The 22058-nt window shown below is 32.5% G+C and carries 18 protein-coding genes and 2 pseudogenes; 5 read left to right on the top strand and 15 right to left on the bottom strand.

Going from position 1 to position 22058, the window contains the following annotated elements:
• Positions 1 to 239: 239 nt before the first annotated feature.
• From PW52_RS05175 to PW52_RS05110, 15 genes and pseudogenes are all read right to left on the bottom strand, one after another.
• Positions 240 to 1526, bottom strand: a complete 1287-nt coding sequence (locus PW52_RS05175) for an HlyD family secretion protein (RefSeq protein WP_044632236.1) — start codon at positions 1524 to 1526, stop codon at positions 240 to 242.
• Positions 1527 to 1533: 7 nt separating this feature from the next.
• Positions 1534 to 1791, bottom strand: a pseudogene (locus PW52_RS05170) (peptidase domain-containing ABC transporter); the annotation flags it as partial.
• Positions 1785 to 2072 (bottom strand): annotated as a pseudogene (locus PW52_RS05165) (DUF5712 family protein); the annotation flags it as partial. The pseudogenes PW52_RS05170 and PW52_RS05165, both read right to left, overlap by 7 nt.
• Before the next feature lie 4 nt (positions 2073 to 2076).
• On the bottom strand, positions 2077 to 2358 hold the full coding sequence (locus tag PW52_RS05160) for a BfmA/BtgA family mobilization protein (protein ID WP_316930122.1): 282 nt from the start codon (positions 2356 to 2358) through the stop codon (positions 2077 to 2079).
• 503 nt (positions 2359 to 2861) lie between these two features.
• On the bottom strand, positions 2862 to 3059 hold the full coding sequence (locus PW52_RS17340) for a hypothetical protein (protein ID WP_082050842.1): 198 nt from the start codon (positions 3057 to 3059) through the stop codon (positions 2862 to 2864).
• A 10-nt stretch (positions 3060 to 3069) separates the two neighbouring features.
• Positions 3070 to 3450 carry a DUF6876 family protein gene (locus tag PW52_RS05155; protein ID WP_044631871.1) on the bottom strand — a complete coding sequence of 127 codons (381 nt, stop codon included), beginning with the start codon at positions 3448 to 3450 and terminating at the stop codon, positions 3070 to 3072.
• Positions 3451 to 3528: 78 nt separating this feature from the next.
• Entirely contained in the window at positions 3529 to 3882 is a 354-nt protein-coding gene (locus tag PW52_RS05150) for a single-stranded DNA-binding protein (RefSeq protein ID WP_044631870.1), read from the bottom strand.
• Between the two features lie 970 nt (positions 3883 to 4852).
• Positions 4853 to 5578 (bottom strand): Rossmann-fold NAD(P)-binding domain-containing protein, encoded by a 726-nt coding sequence (locus PW52_RS05145; RefSeq protein ID WP_044631869.1) that lies wholly within the window; start codon positions 5576 to 5578, stop codon positions 4853 to 4855.
• Complete coding sequence (locus PW52_RS05140; RefSeq protein ID WP_082050841.1) at positions 5569 to 6399, bottom strand: sulfatase family protein; 831 nt, start codon at positions 6397 to 6399, stop codon at positions 5569 to 5571. Before PW52_RS05140 ends, PW52_RS05145 begins: the two co-directional genes overlap by 10 nt.
• 87 nt (positions 6400 to 6486) lie before the next feature.
• Positions 6487 to 6726, bottom strand: a complete 240-nt coding sequence (locus tag PW52_RS05135; protein ID WP_044631868.1) for a hypothetical protein — start codon at positions 6724 to 6726, stop codon at positions 6487 to 6489.
• A gap of 98 nt (positions 6727 to 6824) precedes the next feature.
• Positions 6825 to 7040 carry a hypothetical protein gene (locus tag PW52_RS05130; RefSeq protein WP_131453976.1) on the bottom strand — a complete coding sequence of 72 codons (216 nt, stop codon included), beginning with the start codon at positions 7038 to 7040 and terminating at the stop codon, positions 6825 to 6827.
• Positions 7041 to 7253: 213 nt separating this feature from the next.
• A complete protein-coding gene (locus PW52_RS05125; protein ID WP_044631866.1) occupies positions 7254 to 8420 on the bottom strand; it encodes an alpha-hydroxy acid oxidase in 1167 nt (388 codons plus the stop codon).
• Positions 8421 to 8463: 43 nt separating this feature from the next.
• Complete coding sequence (gene fucP, locus PW52_RS05120) at positions 8464 to 9765, bottom strand: L-fucose:H+ symporter permease (RefSeq protein WP_044631865.1); 1302 nt, start codon at positions 9763 to 9765, stop codon at positions 8464 to 8466.
• A 130-nt stretch (positions 9766 to 9895) separates the two neighbouring features.
• On the bottom strand, positions 9896 to 11335 hold the full coding sequence (aldA, locus tag PW52_RS05115) for an aldehyde dehydrogenase (protein WP_044631864.1): 1440 nt from the start codon (positions 11333 to 11335) through the stop codon (positions 9896 to 9898).
• Between the two features lie 309 nt (positions 11336 to 11644).
• Positions 11645 to 12544: an AraC family transcriptional regulator gene (locus tag PW52_RS05110; RefSeq protein ID WP_044631863.1), complete on the bottom strand. Its 900-nt coding sequence runs from the start codon at positions 12542 to 12544 to the stop codon at positions 11645 to 11647.
• A 109-nt stretch (positions 12545 to 12653) separates the two neighbouring features.
• Between PW52_RS05110 and rhaD the strand changes: the two genes are divergently transcribed.
• The 5 genes from rhaD to PW52_RS05085 all read left to right on the top strand — a co-directional run bounded on the left by rhaD (position 12654) and on the right by PW52_RS05085 (position 21996).
• The gene (rhaD, locus tag PW52_RS05105) at positions 12654 to 13448 is read left to right on the top strand and encodes a rhamnulose-1-phosphate aldolase (protein ID WP_044631862.1); all 795 of its coding nucleotides are present in this window, start codon (positions 12654 to 12656) and stop codon (positions 13446 to 13448) included.
• A gap of 34 nt (positions 13449 to 13482) precedes the next feature.
• On the top strand, positions 13483 to 15267 hold the full coding sequence (locus PW52_RS05100; RefSeq protein ID WP_044631861.1) for an L-fucose isomerase: 1785 nt from the start codon (positions 13483 to 13485) through the stop codon (positions 15265 to 15267).
• A gap of 161 nt (positions 15268 to 15428) precedes the next feature.
• A complete protein-coding gene (locus PW52_RS05095; RefSeq protein ID WP_044631860.1) occupies positions 15429 to 16748 on the top strand; it encodes an FGGY family carbohydrate kinase in 1320 nt (439 codons plus the stop codon).
• A 21-nt stretch (positions 16749 to 16769) separates the two neighbouring features.
• Positions 16770 to 17768 carry a class 1 fructose-bisphosphatase gene (gene fbp / locus PW52_RS05090; RefSeq protein ID WP_044631859.1) on the top strand — a complete coding sequence of 333 codons (999 nt, stop codon included), beginning with the start codon at positions 16770 to 16772 and terminating at the stop codon, positions 17766 to 17768.
• 85 nt (positions 17769 to 17853) lie between these two features.
• Positions 17854 to 21996 (top strand): hybrid sensor histidine kinase/response regulator transcription factor, encoded by a 4143-nt coding sequence (locus PW52_RS05085; RefSeq protein ID WP_044631858.1) that lies wholly within the window; start codon positions 17854 to 17856, stop codon positions 21994 to 21996.
• The last annotated feature ends 62 nt before the right edge of the window (positions 21997 to 22058 follow it).

Here is a 22058-nt window from a genome sequence, read left to right as displayed (position 1 = left end):
CCGTCTTGAGACTTGGGAGGATTGATAATCAGAATTTTCATTAAATTATGTGAGCTTTTTATACTTGATAAAGAAAAAAATTGCTCTAATTCCTTATTGTCTGTTAAAAGCATAATTCTTTAAACCAATAACTAAAAGGTTAACAATTCACCAAAATAACTATTTAATACTGCTAATTTTTCTATCTCAATATATATATGGTTGAAGAAGTAGTACTTTTAATTTAAAATTACCCATAACTAAAGTCTATAAAACTCCTTAAACTGATAAATGAAACGTTCAATCAGCCGTAAATCTTCCGTAATAATATCGGCTTCACCTTTCATTTCTTGTTTAAACTCGATGATTTGTCCAAATGATGTTTCTAACTCCTTAAGTATAATGACATCTACACTATAAGCACCACCTGAATCTGAAATAGCAGATATACTTTTTATGCTGCCACGGATTACCCCAAAATCATATTCCGGGTAATCATAAAGTTTGAGATTAACCTTCTGCCCCACTCGGATTTTACCAGAATTCGTTTTAGGTGTTTTTAACCTCGCAATATAATATGGGTTATGCATTGCAGAAATGGTAAAAATCAAATCTCCAGTAGTTACGGTTTGTCCAGAACTCCAATGCTTTGAAAAAGCGACTTCACCGTTAACATTCGATTTTAAGGCATAATTTAGCTCCCAAGTTTTAATAGCCGTTTTAAGCTGATTGTATGTATGAAAGACTTTTTTCAACAGTTGGGTTTCATCTCTTGTTCTTTTATAATCAATGGTTTTTGAAGCCTGTTCTGTAGTTCTCAGTGCCTCCTTGATTTGTGATATCAAAACATCCATATTTTGGTAGGTTTTTAAAGATTTCAAATATTCCAACTGTATGTTTTCATAATTTTGTTTTGAAATAATTCCTTTTAGAAGGAGTTGTTCGTGACGTTCCAAATCTGTCTTTTTTATATCTAGTTTGGTGTTAGTTGTTTTTTTCTGCTCTATAAGACTATAAAGCCTTTTTTTTAATTCTGATATCGACCTGGTATTAGTCCAAGCTTCATTAGCGAAAGGCTGTAAATCCCTATTCATGGTATATTGAAAATAACTATTTTCAAAATTAGCAAATGCCATATCTACATCACCTAAAAATAGGATGGGCAAGCTTTTGAAAGGAAAAAATAAAGCATTTTTATCCAATGTAATAGTGTCCATAATAGATTTTAACATATATATATCTTGATGAGTGGACGTGTTTTCCAAAACAGCAAGTAACTGGTTATAATGAACCCCTTGCTTATCGGATATCATTAGTGTATCGATTCTTGTAGTAACCTTTGCATATAGCTTTTGAGGTGAGGGCTCTGTAGTTAAATAGGCGTCTGCAGTAATAACATCTGGATATTTTATAAACCAAGTAGCCAGTACCACAAGTAATATCAATGCTAAAAACAATATATTACCCCATCGTATCGGCCAAGGTGGAACCTTAGACAAGATATCCTTAACTTCTTCACTCCGTAACTCTATATTTTTTTTAGGCACCTCCAAGTTAATTTCCTAATTCTAATTGGTTTTTTACTAAATTATAATATTGACCTTTTTTAGCCGTCAATGTTTTATGGTTTCCTATTTCTACAACTCTTCCTTTATCAATTACTAAAATTTGATGGGCATGCTTAACAGTACTTAGTCGGTGAGCAATTACAATTACAGTTTTATTATGGAAAAATCGCTGTAAGTTTTTCATAATTATTTTTTCATTAAAGGCATCTAAGGCCGAAGTTGCTTCGTCTAAAAACAATATGTCTTTAAATCTTCAGAATTATTCTGTAATTTTCTCAATTCATATTTACTAGGACTAACTATAATTGAATAAAATTTAGGTTCTTTCTTTTTGAGTTTTGCAGTATTGCCATCGATTTCTTTTACCACGTCTTTGGCGTCAATTTCATCTCCATATTGATTAAAAAAATGTTCCACATCTTCTTGCTCCAAACCTTGATTTTCCTTCTCCAAATACTCAGCAAAATCCGCAGAACTTTGTGAATAATCCCCTCCTAATTTTTGAGCTGTGATAGTGATGTACATAATTTTATAATTGATTATTTGAATCTTTTTTTTCTACAAACAGCACTTCCTTCTCTTCAACCTCTTTTTCTAAAATCAACTTTTCTTGCTTTGGTTCAAACTCCATAAATAAAGATTGTAACATTGCAGTTGTGGGTTTATCATGGTTCTTTTCAATGTCTTTTATGGTAGCGATTACTGCTTCAGTCCGTTTACGATTCTTTAATAGTTCAATCAAAAGACTTGGCTCTTTTTTATCAAATGGCGAGAACCCGTGCCATTCAAAAAAATCGACCATGGCATCCAAAGTTTCCGATTGTGGTTAAGCAAACTTTCTTGATAGTTTACGAAAACGCTTTACCACATGGCGCTTTAAATTGATTGCTAAATAGTCGTATTCATATTTGTCCTTAACTTTCATTTTTCAATAAACTTTTTCAATGTTTTCGGTGTTTTTCACATGGTTTTCAATAAACTGTTAGAAAAGAGTTATTCAAATAAGTATTCAAAATCCAAGTAAAAAACTGATATTCAATGACTTGAACATAAAATCAATATATGTAACATCGCGCTAGCGTGTTACCCTCTTGCTATTCCTTTTCGTCCAGCTCGCTGGACAAAAAAAATACCATCACATCCAAAATGTAATGGCTTTATAACGATTATTAATTGTAATGCGATTTTTTAAGATTGTTATTCTTGAAGTTTAAAAGTATCTTTAGTAAACCGCTCTTTTTGTTGCAGAATATAAAATAACAGAACAAAAAAGACCTTTAAAAAACTTAAAGGTCCTGAGTTAATAATTTGATTTTAAACATTAAAAACATAGTCATAAGAATACAGATTTCTTAGAGCTTCTTCTTCCAATAGTTTGTCATATTCAATATGATATTCTTCGGCGTAGCGTTTCAAATCATTTCCAAATTTATGCTCAACATCTTTTTTGGAAACCGAAACCAAACGCTCTTGGGTTTCGTTATCGAGGTTCGTATAATTGAGATATACCATAACGTCATTTTCAGTATTCGCTTGGAAGCATTAGTGTATTATCTACAAAAAATAATCGCAATTCATCCAAAGGAAAATCGGTTACATTATATCTATGCGTTTCAAAAATTTTATCATTTCCATCGCTATAATTAATGATGGCTTCACATTGCTTTTCAAACTGTTCTTTTTCAGAAAGTCGCTTAAAATCGATGGTAATAAAAGAACTTCTATTTGATAAACTTTTGGCAATTACTGATGCATCAGTAATCAGCCAAAAGCATTCCGCTTCGTTGGCTAAATATTTTAATCCATCTGTAAAACGAGTTCCAATTAATGGGATTTTAAAAAACATTTCTGCACCACAAAAATGTTGCAAATCGGCTTTTATTTTGTTAACTTTATCATTCATTGTAATTCTATTTTATAAGATTAATAATGAAAAAGAGAGCGCTACTTTTCCACAGGAACGCTCTCTTTTAATTTTAAATTATTCCGTAGTGTTATCCCCTTTAATTCCTAAAAGCAAGATTTCATCCACGACCACTTCGGTAACGTATTTTTTTTCTCCCTCTTTGGTTTCATAAGAGCGTGAGGTCAATTTTCCCTCTAGTGCTACTTCTTTTCCTTTGCCTACATATTTCTCAACGATTTCGGCAATTTTTCCCCATGCCACAATATTGTGCCATTGGGTGTTTGTCACTTTTTCGCCTTTAGAATCTTTATAAGATTCATTAGTAGCGATTGAAAATTTTGCAACTTTCTTTCCGCTTTCAAGGTTTGTGATTTCTGGCTCATTTCCTACGTTGCCAATTAACTGTACTTTGTTTCTTAGAGTACTCATAATTAAAAAATTTAAAGATTAATATTTACCTATCTGAACTATTCAGAAAGGCTTTGTTATTGATTTACTTATTATATCCAGAGCGTTTTCCTTATTTTGTTTTTTTAACTTTTGTTCCGCTTCCTTTTTATTGATTTTGTAAGATTTCATAAGATTCATTTTAGATTTACTTCCTATAGAGCCGACGCTGTTACCTTCTTTTTATTGCTTAGTGCTTTCGATATTCAGCTTTGTTTAGACATATAAAAAGTGCGAGGCACGAGCCTGGTTATGCTGTCGTTCAAAGCTGAATGTTGTTATTTTGCTGTCAAAAAAAGGTGTGACGGTGTTGGATTACGGAAGTGATTCTAAAGTCTTTGTGAAATACAAAATCATAGGAAGTGGAACAAAATGCAAATACATTTTTATCCTATTAGGCGGACTTGATTCACGCTTTTTACTTAAAGAATGAAGTGTTCCTTTCCAGAGCAACGAAAAGGATTAACGGAATGAAAAGTAAAAAGTGTGGATTAGGTCCAAGACTTATTTTAATGAAGCTCTTTTTCTGGAATGTCTTTTTTACGGAATGGAAGAAAATGTGCTGAATGGGATATATGCTACGGCTTTACTATTACTCTCATATTAATGTATAGATTCTACTTAATACATATATCCATAATAACAAAATGTAGACAAATTTGACAAAAGATTCAATTCTCAAATTCCCCTCTCTAGTATACCATATCCTGTTATAACTATAGTAACGTCAAAATCAAATATCTAAAAAATATGATATTTCTAAACTAGTATAACGTTATGTATTCTCCACAAAAGAAACAGATTGTCTAGGAGTAGAGTCAACAACAACAAAATCAATTTATTGATTTATTGGATGCATGGAAAGAATGTAAATTAACGATAGAAGTTTTTAATAAAATATCAATACGATAATTTTGCATAAAAGCAAGACAATAAATTAAAATCTATTATTCTATCCATTTAAATATGAAAACCCGTCATTAAGGTAGTGAAGATTGTCTTCGTTGCATAGAATTTGTTTTCCTGAATTTGACATATTTGTTGCTACTAAAACTAAGCAAATATCAGCGATCGCTTCTTGTTTATCTTTTTCTTTAATGAAATTATTTTCTTCATTAAAGAAATTTTGAGAAATAATGAGTTGATTTACCCTAATAGAATCTTCAAATTTTTTCTCCTTAAAGTCTTCTGCTATTAGCATTAAATGATTGTTTAAGGATAAATTTTCTTGGCTAATTATTGGAACACCACACCTAATAAACAAGACACTTCCTTTGGAATGGTTAAATACATTCAATCTTCCATCTGCATCAGAAATCAAATTTCCTTGAACCAAATTTAATGACATCACGGATTCGTCCATTAGAGTTTCGATTCCAATTTTTTCATATAAATTATTGATATTAATAATAAAATCAATCCCACTATAATTATTTGAAATAATACTTATTGCTATTTCAATCGACATTGAATCATCCAGATCAGTTTCGTAATATGTCGCCCTATTCCCAGCAAACTGGATTCTTTTTACAATATCTAAGCTCGTGTCGCTATTTTCTAAAATCACAGGTATAGTTAATTCTTCGATAAGTTTTTCAATGATAATTTTTTCTAAATCAACTGGTAGCCTTGAAGAACCAATAATTACGACTACTTTACCTTTTAATCCTAAATCCATTTCTCTTTTAATTTAAGTTTTTCTGAACTAAAAACAACTAGTGTATTATCGGTTAGTTTTAAACGGTCAAGAGCATCTAACAACTCACCAATTCTGTCATCTGCTTGAGATATGATTGACGCATATATGTTATCGTCTTCTGCTAAGTCAGGAAAACGCCATTGAAATTTTGGAATTACATGATGCGGTGTATGGGGCTCATGCATCCATAAATTAATAAAGAAGGGTTTATTTTCTTTGCTTGATTTTTCTATAAAAGCAATGGTATGATTGACATCTTCATGAACTGGCATTTGTTCTCCTGAACAATTAAATGCACCATATCCATCATAATCATATTCACTGGGTGAAGGAGAATCTGGAATCATGTTATTTGATGGGTGCCATTTACCAAAATGCGCTGTAGCATAACCACTTTCCTGTAATAACCTTGGCAATAAGGTAGTATCTTGATCAAACCAATCTGGCATATTTCGTTGGGCATTGTTTTCAACCCAAGCAAAATGTCCATCAATGTTATGTCTTGCCGGAAATTGCCCAATCATTACCGCTGTTCTACTTGGTGAACAAACACCACCAGCTACTGTAAATCTATATAAATCAACCCCTTCCCTTACAAGACGATCAATGCTAGGTGTTTTTATATAAGGATGACCATGTGCGCTTAAATCTCCCCAGCCCCAATCATCAGCAAAAATAAATACGATATTTGGTCGTGTTTCAATTACCTCCTTATCAGGGTTAAAATTAGACTGTTCTTTACAATTTTGAAAAGATATAATTATAATAAAATAGAACGTAATTAATTTAAAGATTCTCATTAATAAGTATTTTTTTAAGTTTAACCAAAATACCTAAATCTATCTTTTTTATTATGCTCAAATAACCCAACATTTGTCTCTTATCGACTATTTTACAGGTATAAGTTCCAATCCTTTAAATTTATAACTCGATTTTGTTGCTTTAGATGCAGGCACCTTAGGGTATATTATTAACTTTTGTATCCCTGCCCGATTTATTATTAGGTTTTCTTCCTGTTGTTTTTTAGTCATTTTACCAATTTCACCCGAGGCATTTAGTGTAATTGTATCGTTTGAAGTAATCAGGTTATAAACGAACCCATCGTTTCCGTTATCCTCACTTATCACCTTAAAAGTACCCGGCTGTTTAATATTTACAGTCCAGATTAAACCTTGTTTTGTATTTTCTCCCCAACGGTGTGTTACCTGTTCATCATAATCATAACTTATCCGTCTAATGCAAATTCACATTTTGAAACTGGTAATTTAATGGCTCCATTTTCTTCTTGCTGGATGGTTTCATCAATTACTTTTGCCTCAGTATCCTCAATTTCCAATACCACAACTGTTACTCGGGGCTGTTTTAACTCATCGGGAATTGTGACGCTAAGTGTTCCTTCTTCCTGATTAAATGATAATGCTCGTTGTGATTTATCCGCCAAACAATAGCCCTTTTCCACTTTTGATAAAAGACCATTCAATTCAACCTGATTCCCATCTAATTCCTGTTTATGTAAATAAACTTTCCCTGGCTTACTTGTTATAGCATAGGGCGGAAGTTTTAGCGGACTTGGATCGGCTCCGTAAATTGCTTCACCATTTTAAAAAATAAATTTAATATGATTACAACCTAAATATGCTAAAATGTTCAATAACTATTTCGTTATTATGTGATTTGGTAAATCCCCTACTTTCTCACAGCAAACCTGTTCCATTACTTGTTGAAACTCACGTTTCATTAAAGAAATAGTATGATTACCACCTTCTTTTCCCAAAGCACCAACACCATACATAAAACTACGCCCCATAAATGTAAACTCTGCACCACTTGCTATTGCTCTTGCTATATCTGGTCCTCCACGTAATCCTGAGTCTACCATAATTTTTATTTTATCCTTATATTTTTTAGCTAAGTGAGTCATAGGTACTATAGTTGATTGTCCTGCATCTAATTGGCGTCCACCATGATTAGATACAATTAAACCATCAACACCTAGGCTAATTGCTTTTTCAGTATCTTCTTCACTTACAACACCTTTAATCACTAATTTACCCTTCCACTGTTCTCTTATGGAAGCTATTCTATCTTGATTTAATCTTCCAGAGAATGTAGCATCCATAAATTCGCCTAGTTTTTTCAAGTTTAACCCTTTAGGCATATAGGGTTCTAAAGTCTTAAAAGCTGGTTGTCCGTGTATTAAAGTTTGAATGGCCCAGTCTGGTTTCTTAAAAACTTCAATTATATTCTTTACACTCATTGATGGTGGCATAGCTAAACCATTACGTACATCTCGAGGTCTGTAACCAAAAGTTGGAACATCTGCCAAAATAACTAATACATCTGTTCCTGCAGCCGCAGATCTATCCAATAAATCTCTTTTTACTTTTTCCTCTGCTGGATGGTATAATTGAAACCAAGACTTCCCTTCTGTAATTTCCGCGATACGTTCTATACTCGAAGTTGTTACAGTACTTAATATAAACGGGATATTATGTTCAAAAGCTGCCTTTGCTAAAATTTCTGGCGAATTAGGCCACATTAAACCTTGTAAACCAACAGGTGCAATACCAAAAGGAGCATCATACGTATGGCCAAACAATTCAGTTCTCAAGTCAGAATTATCAAACTTTGATAAATATTGTGGCATGAGTTCTACTTTCTGAATATCTAAGCGGTTTTTATCTAAATTAATATCTTCATTACATCCTCCATCTAAATACTCAAAAGCAAACTTTGGCATTTTTTTCTTAGCTCTATTTCTTAAATCCGTAACCGAAGGGTATTTTGAGTTAATTTTGATTTCTTTTTTTTGCTTTGCCATCTTTCTAGAAGAGTTTTATTAATAGAATCTATTTCTTTTTAAATTAATCTGTATAAACCTTAAGTGTTCTATACCCATAAAATGCAATAACACAAAAGCATATAAAAGGCAATATAAATGAGACATTAACAGCTGCCATGGAACCAATAGTTTCCTCATCAATAATTTTGCCTTGTAAGATTGGCATCAAAGCACCTCCAACAATGGCCATTACCAAACCTGCAGCACCAAGCGTTGAATCTTCTTCACTTAAACCGTTTAGCGCAATACCATAAATGGTTGGGAACATTAATGACATAAATGCGGAAGTTGCGATTAACAAATAAAGTCCCATCATACCTTCTATAAATATAACTCCTAGCATAGTTGCCATGGCACATAACGCAAATATCATTAACAACTTTTTTTCGTTAACATATTTCATTAAATAGGTTGTAATAAACCTGCTGGTTAAAAATATAGTCATTGCTACAATATTGTAATTTTGAGCCGCTTCTTTAGAGATACCTAAATTATCTGCGTATTGAATGATGAATGTCCAACACATAATTTGTGCAGCCACATAAAATAATTGGGCTAAAACACCTTCGCGGTATTTTCCGTTTGCAAATAATCTCTTAAAAGATTCAGCAGGTGAACCTTGGTCATCATTCTTAGCTCTTTTAGGCATTTTGGATAATGCAATAACTATCAGCATTAAAATAACTACAGCTCCAAGGATAACGTAAGGGTTTCTAATAATGGCTAAATCATGAGTTCTAATGACTGCTTTCTTAGCTTCGTCCAAGGTGGAAAAAATCAATTCACCTGCCTCGTTTCTTATTTCTGAATCTAATGCGGCAAGAATAAATTTTGAAGCTACAAACATTCCAAAAAGTGAACCTATTGGATTGAAGGCCTGAGCAAGATTTAAACGTTGTGTAGCTGTACGGTCATCTCCCATAGATAGAATGTAAGGGTTGGCTGTTGTTTCTAAAAAAGCCAATCCAAAGGTTATAATATAAAGTGAACCTAAAAAGAATCCAAAAACTTCAAACTGTGCTGCTGGATAAAATAACAGAGCCCCAAAGGCATACAATGAAAGCCCTAACAAAATACCTTTTTTATAACTGTATTTTCTAACAAAAAGTGCCGCAGGAATTGCCATAGTAGCATAACCACCATAAAATGCAAATTGAACCAATGCCGCTTTTGCAGTAGAAATTTCCATTACAGTTTTAAATGCGGCAACCATAGGATTTGTTATATCATTTGCAAAACCCCATAGCGAAAATAAGGATGTAATTAATATAAATGGAATTAGAAATTCTTTGGAGACAACTGGTATTTTTTCTGTATTATTCATGTCTTATTTTTAGTTATTTAATAATGCTACACCATTTTAGAAAAATAAAGCATACTATATTTTAAAATGAATTTCATTTATTATAGTATGCTTTACTAACTAAAACAATTTATTCAATATTTAAAAAATATTATTGGTATTGTGCATATACTACTTTTGTTTGCAAGTACTCTTCCATACCATGTTTACCATCAGCACCACCTAAACCAGATTTTTTCCATCCTGCATGAAATCCTTGAATAGCTTCAAAATGCTCTCTATTTGCATAGGTTTCGCCAAAATCTAATTGATCGCAAGCATGCATTACTTTATTAAAGTTTTCAGAGAAAATAGATGATGTTAAACCAAATTCGCTATCGTTAGCCATAGCAATAGCTTCATCTAGCGTACCAAATTTCATTACTGGCAAAACAGGGCCAAAAACTTCTTCTTGCACAATTTGCATATCCTGTTTTACATTGGTTAGTAAGGTTGGTTGGTAGAAATAACCTTTATCGAAATTAGTTGAAGGGCCTCCACCTACTAGAACTTCGGCACCTTCTTTTTTAGCATACTCAACCATTTCTGCTACTTTATCAAATTGATCTTTAGAGACCATACTACTCATGTCCGGGTTGTTAGTAGAAAAAGCATCTTCTACTTTTAATTCACTCATTTTTGTAGTGACCTTATCCATAAATTCATCGAAAATAGAATCTTCAACATAAACACGCTCTGCGCAATTACAAACCTGACCGCTAAAAATTATTCTTGAAGAAACCACTGCATTTACAGCTAAATCCATATTAGCATCAGCACAAACAATAGCTGGCGCCTTTCCTCCTAGTTCCAATGACACTTTTGTTAAATTTGGAGATGCTGCTTCCATAACCTTTTGTCCTGCAAGCACACTACCAGTTAAGCTTATAATACCAGTAATTGGACTTGATGTAAGTGCATTTCCTACTACAGGACCTGTACCGCAAACCACATTTAAAACCCCTGCTGGTAAGCCTATATTTTCAATAAGTTTAGTAAATTCTAAAATAGTATTAGGAGCTATACAACTTGGTTTAACAATACATGTATTACCTGTTACCAAGGATGGAGCAATTTTACGAGCGGCAACAAAAAACGGAAAGTTCCAAGGACAAATACCCACAGCTACACCAATAGGTGCTTTATGTAAAAATATATGTTCCTTTTTACGATCACTTTGAATTATTTCACCTTCTATTCTTCTTGCCCACCCAGCATTGTAATCGTAATAATCTGCAGTAACATCTATTTCAACTTGAGCTAAACCTATTACTTTTGCTTGCTCTTTTGCTAAGGTTTCTGCTAAAAACACTCGGTTTTCACGAATTACATTAGCCATTTTATGCAGGTAACTAGCTCTTTCAATTGCCGTTAACGATTTCCAAGCATGTTGTGCTCCTTGCGCTGCATCTAATGCTAAATTAGCATCTGTAATTGAGCCTTTAGGTATAAGAGATAAAACCTCTTCAGTACAGGGGTTTAAAACTTCTGTAACCTCCGAAGATGTAGATTTTACAAACTTCCCATTAATGTATTGATTAAATTCTTTCATAATTTAGTTTTTATTAAATTTTAGTTAGTTTATTCATGAGCCAAAAAGTTGTAGCTTATTTAACAACATCTTATTAGATTTAACCCCCACTATTTATAAGACTGTGTATAAATATGGACTGCGTACAAAAATAGAATAGGATGTTTAAAAAAAATTTATCCATAATCATCTACTTTATGTATAATTTAAACATAACCTATTTTACAAACACATTAAATTTGTAGCTACATCACTATAAAACATAGCATAACTGTGCTTCTAGCTAAAAAACAATATGAGGCTTTAAAAAAAAAGATGTAAGAAATAAATTTAAGTATACCTACCCGATTTATAAACCGCTGGACTAATACCTGTAATAGACTTAAATACTCTGGAAAAATGATAACGATCTGAAAAGCCTAAATTATAAGAAACACTTTCTATACTTTCATTTGAATGTTCAAATAATTCGCAAGCTTTGGCTATTTTTCTATTTTGAATAAAACTATGCAGCGTGATGTGCATTTCCTCTTTAAACAATCTTGCAAACGAGTTAGGAGCCATGTTTACAAGCGAAGCTAGTTCTGAGTTACTTAATTTTTCTCCCACACTACGCTCTATATACCTGTGTACCGTTAACACACGTGGATCTATATTTATGGTTTTCCATAACTGCGGCCCAATATTAGAAAGCACCTCTTGTATAAAGGACTGTAATTTTAAATTAAAGGTTAACTTAAAATCATAATTTTCTAACCTTAATCTATCAGTAATATAAACCAACCGCTCTTTAAGATGGTCTGTAAGTTCAATTTTAAAAATGCCTGGAAACACATTATCAAACGGTGTACCTAGTTTAAAGTGTGTAAAAAAATGAATTAACGATTTATCTTCATAATCCGCTTCCTTATGTAATTGTGTCAAATTTTTACCGGATACATGTATGCCTGAATTATGTTTATGATTTTTTAAAAAACGTGTAGAAAAAGATGTAAAAGGCGATATAATATAAAGGTAATTAGGATCCATTTTATAAACCTCTTCTTGAAGCTTTAACTCGCCACCTTCATTTTTATTCCAATATATTCTCCAGAAAGGAAATACCATATCGTGACAATCCCACAAATCTAAATACCAATACCGGCAACATAACAACTTCAATTTTACGTCTATAAACTGCTGATTGTTAATAGATGGATCTCCAGAACCAAGTTCTTTGACAAATTTCATTTTTAAGCCGAATGTTTGAATTATACACAAATATACAAATTTTGAATATCGAAATCCCTCTTAAGCCCCATTAACTTTGCATCAGTTTAAATCTATAATAAACAAAACTATGAGCGCTATAAAACTTCCAATTGAAGTACAAAAAGAATTAAGTAAAGTGTCAGAAGTCGCTGGTTATCTATGGCAACGCGAATGGGCAGAACGAAATGCAGGCAACATTTCTATGAATTTAACTTCCTACTTTTCTAAAGAAGACGTACAGGGAATAGGAACTGAAGTTCCATTTGATTTTCCAAAAGGAGCTGCAGGATTTGTTATTTACATAACTGGTACAGGTTGTTACCTCAGAGATTTAGTTAATAAACTTGAAGAAGTTTCTTGTATTCTTTATATAAATGAAGACGCCACAGCATATTCAATAATTTGGGGTGGTAAACGTGAAAATTTTGGACCAACCTGCGAGTTGATTTCCCACTCAAGCATTCACCTTTATAATTCCATTCATAATCCAGAAAACTTAGCGGTTGTACATACACATCCTTTAGAGTTAATCTGCATGAGTCATCATGAATTGTTTGATAACGAAGAAGAATTAAACAGACAAATTTGGATGATGTGTCCTGAGGTAAAAGTGTTTGTACCTAAAGGTATTCATTGTACACCTTATGCCCTATCGAGCACAGAATCTTTAGCAAAAGTAACTATTGAAGCTTTTAAAACAAGAAACGTTTCTCTTTGGGAAAAACATGGTGCAACAGCTACAGCACCCGATGTAATGAAAGCATGGGACTTTTTAGATGTGGCGAATAAAGGCGCTAAAATGTTAATGATGTGTTGGGCTGCAGGGTTTAAACCAGCAGGACTTTCTAACGAACAATTAACTGAATTAGAGCAATTCACATAAAATTAAACTGCTAAAAAAAACTAAAACTTATATTATGAATAGATTAATAGGAAGGTTACCAAAAATAGGCATTCGTCCAGTAATTGATGGTCGTGAACTTGGTGTAAGAGAATCATTGGAAGACCAATGTATGGATATGGCTAAAGCCGCAGCCAAATTAATAGAGGGTAATTTACGTTTCCCTAGTGGCGAACGGGTAGAATGCGTTATTGCAGATACTACTATTGGCGGTGTTGCAGATGCAGCAGCCTGTGCAGATAAATTTAAAAAAGAAGGTGTAGAAGTATCTTTAACCGTAACGCCTTGTTGGTGCTATGGCACAGAAGTTATGGATACCGACCCATTAATGCCAAAAGCTGTTTGGGGTTTTAACGGAACTGAACGACCTGGAGCTGTTTATTTAGCAGCAGCTTTAGCTGGATATTCTCAAAAAGGATTACCTACATTTGGTATTTACGGAAGAGAAGTTCAAGATGCTGGAGATATGAGCATCCCAAAAGATGTTGAAGAAAAATTACTTCGTTTTGCAAAAGCTGGATTAGCGGTTGCTCAAATGAAAGGTAAATCATATTTATCAATTGGCTACAGTTCCATGGGAATTGCCGGTTCTATGGTAGATGTTAATTTCTTGCAAGATTATTTTGGTGTTCGTGCTGAATTTGTAGAATCTGTAGAATTATTGCGAAGAATGGATGAAGGTATTTATGATAAAGATGAATACAAAAAAGCATTAGCTTGGACCAAAGCAAACTGTAAAGAAGGTAAAGATTATAACAGTCCCGATGCTCAAAAATCAGCTGAAGTTAAAGAACAAGAATGGGAAAAGATTATTAAAATGACATTAATTTGTCGTGATTTAATGATTGGAAACCCAAAATTAAAAGCTTTAGGTTTTGGTGAAGAATCAAAAGGCAGAAACGCGATTATGGGTGGTTTCCAAGGGCAACGCCAATGGACAGATTACCAACCAAACGCCGATTTTACAGAGTCTATTTTAAACTCATCTTTCGATTGGAACGGTATACGTCAAGCTTATGTTTTTGCTACAGAAAACGATTGTTTAAATGCGGTTTCTATGCTATTTGGTCATTTATTAACCAATACTGCTCAAATATTTTCGGATGTAAGAACCTATTGGAGCCCAGAATCTGTTGAACGAGTAACAGGTAAAAAGTTAACTGGAATTGCTAAAGATGGAATTATTCATCTAATCAATTCTGGTTCTACAACGCTAGATGCAACTGCACAACAAACTGATCCTGATGGAAATCCCACAATGAAACCTTTTTGGGATATTACCGAAGAGGAAGCTCAAAAATGTTTAGACAACACAAAATGGCCAGCAGCTATTGGTGAATATTTTAGAGGTGGTGGTTTTTCTTCCCAATTTAAAACTAAAGGTACAATGCCTTTAACCATGTGCAGAATTAATCTTGTAAAAGGCATTGGTCCAGTATTACAAATTGTTGAAGGTTGGAGCGTAGAATTACCAGAAGATATTCATACCGTTTTAGATGAAAGAACAAACCCAACATGGCCTACAACTTGGTTTGTACCAAGAGTAACAGGAAAAGGTTTTTTTAAAGATGCTTATTCGGTAATGGCGAAATGGGGTGCAAACCACGGTGCTATATCACACGGACATATTGGTGCCGATTTAATTTCATTAGCATCATTATTAAGAATTCCAGTAAATATGCACAACGTTTCTGATGATGATATTTTCCGCCCAAGTGCATGGTCTGCCTTTGGAGAAAATTTAGAATCTGCAGATTATAAAGCTTGTGCTACTTATGGCCCACTTTACGGATTTAAATAAAACTTAAAGCATATTAAAAATTGAATTCCCCATACATGATTGGAGTTCGTCCTGCTATAGATCTCTAAATTCTTTTTATACTAATTTGATAAGCTTTTCCCTTTTCGAGGGGTTCTAAAACTCCAAAGGGAAAGGCTTTTTATTCCATAAATTTCTAAGAAATGAAAAAAGTTATCGCTGTTTTTGATATTGGTAAGACCAATAAGAAGATATTTTTATTTGATAAAGGTTTTAATGTTGTTTACACAAACTCCATTCGATTTGAAGAGGTTGAAGATGATGATAATGACCCGTGTGATGATATCGAATCTATTGAATCTTGGATACAAACTGAAATTAAAACCATTCAAAAACAAAACGAATACACTATAAAAGCCATAAACTTTTCAACACATGGCGCCTCATTAGTCTATTTAGATAAAGATGGCAATAGAATAACACCGCTTTACAATTACTTAAAGCCTTTAGAAATTGATTTCAATCCTCTTTACGATAATAATGGTGGCGTTGAAGAGTTTTCAAGACAAACAGCATCTCCAGCTTACGGTATGTTAAATTCTGGATTGCAAATGTATTGGTTAAAAAACAGCAAACCTCATTTTTGGAAACAGGTTGATGCTATTTTACACTACCCACAATATTTAAGTTATTTATTTTCTAAAAAACCGACTTCAGATTTTACATCGGTTGGAGCACACACAGCCATTTGGAACTATGACGCAATGCAATATCACAATTGGTTAACAGATGAAGGCATAAAATTACCCGAACCTAAACCAGGAAAAAATGCTGCTTTATCGGTAGTAAACGGTAAAGAAATCTATATTGGTAAAGGCTTACACGATAGTTCTTCATCTTTAATTCCATTGTTGGAAAGTCATGAGAATTCAGATAGCGAATTTGTTTTACTGTCTACCGGAACTTGGATTATCTGTATGAATCCTTTCAGCAAAGAAACATTAACTGCAAATCAATTAAAAAATGATTGCCTATGTTTCATGACACCAGACAAAAAGCAAATAAAATCATCAATGCAATTTTTAGGGCGTGTGCACGAACTTAATGCTATAGCGTTAAGCAAGTATTTTAATGTGGGCAAAAGTCACTTTTTAGAACTTAACTTAAACAAGAACCTCTGTGCTAATATACTTGCCGAATCGAAAGCTACTTTTTTCCCTAACGAGATTGCATCAGACTTTATAGGAGATTTAGATCAACTAAATAATTTTGAAAGCTATGAGCATGCATATTACCAATTAATTTTTGAAATAAGCCAACGTGTTCACCAAGGTATTGAGCGTATTTTAGATGCCGACAATAATTTAAAAGACGTTTATATTTCCGGAGGTTTTAATAGAAATGACATTTTTGTAGAATACCTAACCCAAATGATGCCCGAACAAAAAATACAATTCCCGTCAGGGAAAAACGCAAGTGCATTAGGCGCCGCAATGCTAATGAAAGATTATTTAAACCAATAATAGTAAATACATTTAAATTTTATGAGTAAAATAAAAACACTAGGCGAATTTATTATTGAAAACCAATCTTCATTCCCCTATTCTACTGGCGAATTATCAAAACTATTAAACAGTTTAAGGCTAGCCGCTAAAATGGTAAACCATGAAGTTAATAAAGCCGGATTAGTAGATATTATTGGTGGTGCCGGCGATGTTAACGCGCAAGGAGAAGACCAACAAAAATTAGATGTTTTTGCAAACGACAAATTTATTCAGGCTATTACAAACCGTGATATTGCTTGCGGTATTGTATCAGAAGAAGTAGATGATTTTATTGCTATAAGTGGTAGTAACGAATCAAATAATGGGAAATATGTCGTATTAATGGATCCTTTAGATGGTTCTTCAAATATTGATGTAAATGCATCAGTTGGGACTATTTTTTCCGTTTTTAGAAGAATTACACCAGTTGGCACTCCTGTAGAACTTAAAGATTTTTTACAACCTGGTAAAGATCAAATTGCTGCCGGTTATGTTATTTACGGCACATCAACCATGTTGGTTTACTCTACGGGCGATGGTGTTAATGGTTTTACTTTAAATCCTGCTATTGGATCGTTTTACCTGTCTCATCCAGATATTAAAATCCCTAAAACTGGTAACATCTATTCAGTAAATGAAGGTAACTACACGCATTTTCCGCAAGGCGTAAAAAAATATATTAAATATTGCCAACAAGAAGAAGACGAGCGTCCTTACACATCAAGATATATCGGGTCTTTAGTTTCAGATTTTCATAGAAACATGCTAAAAGGTGGTATTTATTTGTATCCAAATAGCACAAAAAACAAAGAAGGTAAATTACGTTTACTTTACGAAGCAAACCCAATGGCTTATATTACAGAGCAAGCGGGAGGAAAAGCCATTAGCTCTAATCAAAGAATTTTAGATATTGTACCTTCGAATATTCATCAACGTATTCCTTTTTACTGCGGAAGCACAGAAATGATTGAAAAACTTGAATCATTCCTGAAAAATTAATTTAAAATCATTACCAAAAAACAATTTTTTCCTAAAACAATTCGTTATTTTACCATCAAACATCATGTAATAAATTTATAGTTTTATGAATACAAAACAACAGCATATAAAATCTATTTTATCAATATTTTTAATATGCTTTTGCTTATCTAACTCTTATTTTTCTGAGGCTCAAAACTTTAAACGTTTTTCAAATAAAGAAGGTTTTAATCAAAACACTATAAATGCGATAGAACAAGACCGATATGGTTTTTTATGGTATGGCACCCCTAATGGACTTATTAGATATGATGGTTATGAGTTTAAAACTTACACAACACAATCTAAGACCGACGGTAATTTATTAAGCAATTATATCACTTGTCTTTTCAAAGATGAACAAGGCATATTATGGATTGGCACAAACTTAGGTCTTAATATTTATGTCCCTTGGTTAGAAAAATTCTACACAATCCCTTTATCCCAAAAAGGTAAAATAACACACATAAAATCTGGACCATTAGGTCGCATATGGGTTTCTAAAAAAAACAACTTATTAGCTTGTGAAATAGTAGATATTGAAAACGGGACTTTTAAAGTATCAGAAAATATTTTGAAAGATTTCTCAAAATCCTCAATTATTAATTCTTTTGTTTTTAAAAACGAAAACACTCTAGTCTTAGGGACCTCAGTTGGGTTAAAAAGTGTATCATTAAAAAACAATAAAACATTAGTATCCAGTTTCGAGGAATTAAACAATAGGGTAATAACCAAAGTTGTAAATATAGACAACATATTTTGGATTGGAACTAATGAAGGATTATTTAAAGCAACTTTAGATAATAATAGACTCCATGTAATTGAGTCTTTTAATAACAGAAAACTAGAATTCGTTCCTAAAAAAGTAAATACCATCTTTGAAGATCATTTTGGAATGGTATGGGTTGGAACTATAGATAAAGGGTTATTTAAATACAATCAAGAGCAAGACGCTTTTGAGCACTATACATTTAATCAAAAAAACGAACTAGGTTTAAGTAGCCATCAAATTAACGCCCTGTACCAAGATGATTTTAACGTATTATGGATTGGTACAGCACAAGGCGGCATAAATAAACTAGACCTTACTCAAAAACCATTCATTAATTACTCAAGTAACCCATTTGATGCCTTTTCGATATCAGACAATCTAACAACATCAATCTTAGAAGATAAGCGAGGCCATCTCTGGATATCTGGGTATAACTCGCCATTAGTTAGAAGTAAAACCACAATAAACAGTAACACTATCAATAAATTACAATTTGAAAATTTACAATCTCAATTACCTTGGTCCGAAGGTGATATAATGCGTTGTATTTATGAGGACAAAAAAGGTTTTATTTGGTTAGGTTCAGATAAAGCAGTAATCATTTATAATCCGGCAAATAAAAAATTCAAAAAAGTTACTTTTCAAAACAAGGAAAACGTACCATTTAAAGACGATTTCAGAAATATTATTCAAATTGATGAAAACAACGTACTGTTTGCTGGTAACCAGATTGTAATTGTAGAAAACCCTTGGGAAGAAATAAAAAATAAAACTAAACCAGTTTTAAAAATCAAATCAAAGTCCGATTTAAAAGACAGTCGTGTAAACACTGTACTCGAAGACGGAAAAAATTCATTTTGGTTTGGTACAAATAAAGGTCTATTAAAAGGCGTATTTAAACAAAACGAATTAATAATTGAACAACAGTATACGGCCAATAGCATAGACGAAATAAAATTGAGTTACGATAATATATTTTCTCTTCACAAAGAAAATAATAATCTATGGATAGGAACATTTGGTGGTGGCTTAAATAAAATGACATTGAACAACCAAGGATTGCCTATTAAGATTGAATATTTTAGAAAAAACGATATACTTCCTGACGATGCAATTTATGGAATTTTACAAAATGGCAAATCCCACCTATGGTTGAGTAGTGATATGGGGCTTATAAAATTAAATATAGACAATTCTACTATTAACGTTTTTGATGTAAGAGATGGGTTAGCTCATAATAATTTCAGACAAAATTGTTACTTTAAAGGAAAGTCAGGCTATTTCTACTATGGTGGGCTAAACGGCCTAATTATATTTAATCCAGAAAACATAAAATTAAATAGGCAACCTCCTGAAATTCTAATAACATCTTTATCAATTGATAATAACCTAGTAAAAATCAATAAAGAGGTTGGCAATAAAGTTATACTTGAAAAGTCAATATCTGAAACTGAGCAAATATCCGTAAACCAAAAACATAACATAATTGCTTTTAATTTGGTGGTAAAACACACATCTGAACCTTCAAAAAATAAATTGGCATATAAATTAGAAGGATTTAATCATGTTTGGATAGAAAAGCCAACAGGTAAAACTACAGTAACCTATACCAATCTTTCTGCTGGAGATTATATATTTAAAATAAAAGCCGCCAATGGCGATGGTATTTGGAGCACAACAGACAAACAACTTCATATTAAAATCTTACCACATTGGTATAACACATGGTGGAGCTATTTGCTTTTTTTCATTATTTTTATATCAATAGGTATTGGTATCATCATTTATTTTGTAAAACATGAAAGGCTCAAACAGGGGCTTATCTATGAAAAAAAGGACAAGGAAAGAATAGAAACTATAAACCAAGGAAAGTTTCGTTATTTTACTAATTTATCACATGAATTTAGAACTCCCCTAACATTAATTTCAGGTCCTTTAGAGCGAATAATAGCTAATAACACCAACTCGAAAGAAGCAAAATATTTAGCTATAATTGAAAAAAACACAAAACGCCTTTTAAGTTTAGTGGATCAATTAATAACATTCAGGCAAGCAGAACAAGGCCATGTCAAATTAAATCTTACCAAATGTACATTAGGAGACTTTATTTACCCCTCTACCGAAGCCTTTGAAGATTATGCCCTTGAAAAAAACATTAATTTCTTTTATAAAATAACAAAACCCAATGAAGACATTGTTTTGGATGTAGAAAAAGTTGAACGTATTATTTTTAATTTACTATCAAATTCGTTTAAAAATACGCCTACACAAGGCAATATTAGTATTGAAGCTGGCATCTCATTTTTAAATGACCAAAAAATAATTAATATTGATGTTGTTGATACTGGAAAAGGAATTCCTCCGGAAAAATTGATCAATATTTTTGAGCGGTTTTATCAATTAGGAAGTAAAGCAGGAGATATAAGTGGTGGTGGCATAGGCTTATCCTTTTGTAAATCACTCACTAATTTACTTGGAGGTGAAATTTCGGCAAAAAGTAAGCCGGATGTTGAAACACGTTTTTCTGTAAAAATACCATCTAAACAAATTGAGGATTATTCATTAGATGAGTCAAAGCTAATTGAAAAATCTTATATCAAAGATTGGGTTCCATTATCAAATACAGTAAATGAACTAGCCTCTTTATCATCAGATACACAAGATCAAAAAGAATATACTGTCCTTGTTGTTGAAAACGAGTTAGATATTCAGAATTTTTTAATGACCGAACTTTCTGTAAAATATAACATTATTATCGCTAGTAATGGTGTTGAAGCGCTTGAAAAATTAAAAGTAAAGGAACCCGATTTAATTGTAAGTGATGTTATGATGCCAGAAATGGATGGTTTTGAATTCTGTGAAAAACTAAAGTCCACATCAGAAATTTGCCATATTCCTATCATATTATTAACTGCTCTGGAGGACAACGACAATCTTATTAAAGGTTTAGAATATGGTGCTGATGACTACATAAGCAAGCCCTTTTCGTTTAAACATTTAGAATTACGAATTAACAAACTCATTCAATCTAATCTAAAAATTAAAGAATACTTTGCAAAGAATAGCTCACTTCCTAAAGACAATAGTATTGGCTTGGAACTTTCGAAAAAAGACGAAGCATTTATTGCGAATATAATTGAGGTCATAGAAACAAACCTTTCAGACTCCACTTTTGGAGTTGAAGAGTTATCTAAAGAAGTAGGGATAAGCACTTCACATTTTTATCGTAAGCTAAAACAGCTTACTGGTCAAGTTCCTAACGTTTATTTAAGAAATTATAGATTACAGCGTGCTGCCGAACTACTAATAAGTAACGAAGGTTTTAATGTGGCTCAAGTCATGTATCAAATTGGTATTGAATCAAATTCTTATTTTTCTACTTCATTTAAAAAACTACATGGTGTATCGCCTTCAGAATTTTTAAAAAATAAAAATTGATTTTAAACTTCTTTATAACCTAAAACCTAAGTAATCACTCTAAAAAAGGTAAATACAAGCAA

The organism is Neotamlana sedimentorum (assembly GCF_000943565.1).
Taxonomy (GTDB): Bacteria; Bacteroidota; Bacteroidia; order Flavobacteriales; family Flavobacteriaceae; genus Neotamlana; species Neotamlana sedimentorum.
This window is presented reverse-complemented; position numbering and strand designations above follow the sequence as displayed.